This is a genomic window from Geobacillus sp. (assembly GCF_017515625.1).
Lineage (GTDB): Bacteria > Bacillota > Bacilli > Bacillales > Anoxybacillaceae > Geobacillus > Geobacillus stearothermophilus.
In genome coordinates, this window is sequence record NZ_JAFWFM010000007.1 from 1 (window position 1) to 1,653 (window position 1,653).

General features: G+C 52.3%; 3 protein-coding genes. 1 reads left to right on the forward strand and 2 read right to left on the reverse strand.

The window, feature by feature from the left end:
* The first annotated feature begins 130 nt into the window (after nt 1–130).
* Complete coding sequence (locus IKE44_RS00525) at nt 131–415, forward strand: hypothetical protein (protein WP_033008503.1); 285 nt, start codon at nt 131–133, stop codon at nt 413–415.
* 57 nt (nt 416–472) lie between these two features.
* Here the strand turns inward: IKE44_RS00525 and IKE44_RS00530 are convergent, their stop codons facing one another.
* Both IKE44_RS00530 and IKE44_RS00535 read right to left on the reverse strand, forming a co-directional pair.
* The gene (locus tag IKE44_RS00530; RefSeq protein WP_033016199.1) at nt 473–673 is read right to left on the reverse strand and encodes a YlaI family protein; all 201 of its coding nucleotides are present in this window, start codon (nt 671–673) and stop codon (nt 473–475) included.
* A 215-nt stretch (nt 674–888) separates the two neighbouring features.
* Nucleotides 889–1,485 (reverse strand): YhcN/YlaJ family sporulation lipoprotein, encoded by a 597-nt coding sequence (locus IKE44_RS00535; protein ID WP_033016198.1) that lies wholly within the window; start codon nt 1,483–1,485, stop codon nt 889–891.
* Between the last annotated feature and the right edge of the window lie 168 nt (nt 1,486–1,653).

Consider the following 1,653-nt stretch of genomic DNA (forward strand, 5'->3'; position numbering starts at 1 on the left):
CCTCAATGATGGCCGAAAACAACGGGGGTGGCAAGCTTTTTTTCTTCCAACCGTTGAAACTCAAGGGAAAACCGTGAGTGTGGAGGATAAACTTTTGACAATACCGGCAGGCGAAAGAGGGAGAAAAGCCATGAAATCGGTGCAAGACGCTCTTTACAACTGGCTGACAATCGAAATTGTCGCCGCCGCCCGCCCGCACGATGAGGCGGCGCGCGACACGGCGTCGTTTTTTCTGGCTATCTTGGAAAACAACTTCGGCGTGACGGCGGTGAAGGCCGCCAAAGACGAAGCGAGCGGGCGGTACGTTGTTGAATATAGGTGCGGCGGGGAAACAAAGACGGCTCATTTCCCTGTGGAGCTGGCGGAAGCGATATGGCGGCAGATCGAAGCCGAGCCTGAGAAGTACGGATCATAAAGAAAAAGAAGCAAAACCGGCACTGGAAAGCGGCCGCTTCTCAGTGCCGGTTTTTGGTTACCAATCCTCATCGGTGCGGTTGCCGCGATAGAAGCGGAATTTTCCTGTCGCCAGCCGCATCCGTGTTTTTTCCGCAATGCGGTCATGACATTGACGGCACATGTACGTATGGATCGGACGGTTGCGAAGCCGTTTGGCGAGCGGCGATTCATCGTCGATCGTGTCAATTTGTTCGCAAAGCACGCATTTGATTCTCATGGTTCACCTCAACAACTATATCAATGCACGTTGAAGCTTTAACGTTTTTTATTTTTCGACTGGCGGGCGGCCGAACAACACCGCCTTCTAGACAAATTGGTTTGTCCGGAAGGCGGCTCGTTGTTCGGTTCTCTGTCACGCTAAAGCTTCTCCGGCTGTCATTAAGATCGAAAATGCCCCTCCCGATCCATTATACCACAGCGCAGCAGAATCGTTTAGCGGTTTAAGTGGTGGTTGGACTGCTTTTCTTGATGTTCGTTCAACTGCCGTTCCTCTTGGTTGTTCAACTGCCCGTCGTTTTCTTCGGTCGGATTTGGCGTCGTTTCAAACAGGTCGCTTGGCACTTCCGGCATCACCCGTCCAACGATGTCGGCGATTTCGTTCATGAATGCCTGCACAGGCCGCCCCTCATCAATTTGCCGGCCGATGTTGCGCACGCGCGTGTAAAGGTCCGGATCGGCGATAATAATTGCGTTGGCGCCGTACGGGTCTTTTTGTAGCGCTTCTGCAACGGAATATTTGATCGTGCCGACGCGTGAGGCGTCGACATTGGCGCCGACGTCAATGCCGACGATGGCGTACTTGCCCACAACGATCGCGGTAGCATCGTGAACGTTCGGCACACGGTTCGCGATCTCCGCAATCCGGCGGGCGATCTCCTGGCCCGATTTATTTTCTACCTGCTCATCAACCGTATTTCTGACGCGCACAAGCGAACGGTCCCCATCGTTTGCTTCATTGCTGTTTCCAACATTGCATCCGCCTAAAAGAAGAAGGGAGAAGGCGGCCAGCCATCCGAGTGTTTTCTTCATCTTTGTCCACCTCTGCTTTTTTGACTTTATTTCCTGAATCCGTGATAAAGACGCGTTCAAAGCTGCCAAGAAAACTGGATCAATCAACAAAATATTGCACTCGGGGTTCTTCACCTAATAGGTGAACATTCGAAATGGAGTCGAAGTCTCGACACGATTGGGTTTCCC

Excerpts from the sequence above, each read along its gene's own strand:
- IKE44_RS00535 (WP_033016198.1), bottom strand. The coding sequence starts at position 1,485 with ATGAAGAAAACACTCGGATGGCTGGCCGCCTTCTCCCTTCTTCTTTTA.
- IKE44_RS00525 (WP_033008503.1), top strand. The coding sequence starts at position 131 with ATGAAATCGGTGCAAGACGCTCTTTACAACTGGCTGACAATCGAAATT.
- IKE44_RS00530 (WP_033016199.1), bottom strand. The coding sequence starts at position 673 with ATGAGAATCAAATGCGTGCTTTGCGAACAAATTGACACGATCGACGAT.